Source organism: Oleiphilus sp. HI0067 (assembly GCF_001635735.1).
Genome location: NZ_LWFI01000377.1, coordinates 1 through 1,149 on the forward strand (window position 1 = coordinate 1; position 1,149 = coordinate 1,149).

General features: G+C 45.4%; 2 protein-coding genes. Both read right to left on the minus strand.

Annotated features, from left to right (window positions below):
• Window positions 1-614 (minus strand): NAD(P)-dependent oxidoreductase (locus tag A3739_RS04455; protein WP_068500483.1); only part of this gene is annotated, 614 nt, incomplete at its 3' end.
• Between the two features lies 1 nt (window position 615).
• A partial coding sequence (locus tag A3739_RS04460) for a DUF1499 domain-containing protein (protein ID WP_231877005.1) occupies window positions 616-1,149 on the minus strand: 534 nt, incomplete at its 5' end.

A 1,149-nucleotide genomic window follows, 5' to 3' on the forward strand; every position in this document is an offset into this window, starting at 1 on the left:
TCGATGACTGACTGAGGGTCGAGTCCTGCTTGTTGTGCAAAGTGAATAGATTCCGATAAGCCTTGAACTAAACCTGCAATAGCGATCTGATTGCACATTTTTGTAAGTTGACCTGCACCAATGTCGCCTAGGCGTTTGCAAGACTTCGCGTAAGTTGCGATGAATTCCTCGGCTTTTTCATAAGCGGCGTCGTCACCTCCACACATAACAGTCAGTTGACCGTTAATCGCACCTTGCTCGCCACCTGAAACGGGCGCGTCTATGAAATCAATACCTAGGTTAAGAGCTTGTTCATGCAATTCGCGGGCGACTTCAGCAGACGCGGTCGTATGGTCGATAACGAGTGTTCCTTTCGGAAGTTCCGCAAGTAAGCCATTCTCTCCAAAATACATATCTCTCAAATCGTTGTCGTCACCAATACATGTCATTACGCATGCGATATCTCCCGGAATTTGAGTGAAGTCGCTAATGACAGTACCAGAGAATTCATTGGACCACTCAGAGGCCTTGCTTGATGTGCGGTTGAATACAAATGTTTCGAAGCGTTGAGAAAGATGGCCTGCCATGTGATAGCCCATGACGCCAAGCCCAAGGAACAATACCTTTTGAGACATGTTATAGAGCCCCATCGTTAAGCTGAGAACGAATTTGTTCAATTCGATCGCGATTCACGCCAAAGTCAGAATGCCCAAGTCGGGAAGCAGAACGCACGTGTATACGTTGTTGGTTGTCGTCGAATAAGAACTCTACATCATCTACATAACGCATGATCGCGCTCGTATATTCTGCATAGATGTACTGATCAGTTTTGATGATTAGCTCAGCTGATTCGTCTGAGTTGATCGCTTTTACCAGTGCTTCGTGAGTCGAAGACTTATTGGTATAGCTAATACTTTCGATAAAGTGGTCTTTATCTTCATCCTTGAGAGAGCTGACGCAGTTTGGTGAGCTCGGACAAACTTGCAACGAGGTTTGCGCTTCTCCAAGTTGTTTCGGACGCGTTCCAGTGCAAGCACTCAAAATAAGCGTTGAGGCAATGAATAGAAGAAAAAGTTTGGTTTGATGAATAGGGTTTTGCACAGTTACTCCCGTTATTGATCGGATAGAATGGGTAGACGAATAGTAAACGCAGAGCCAACACCATAAACG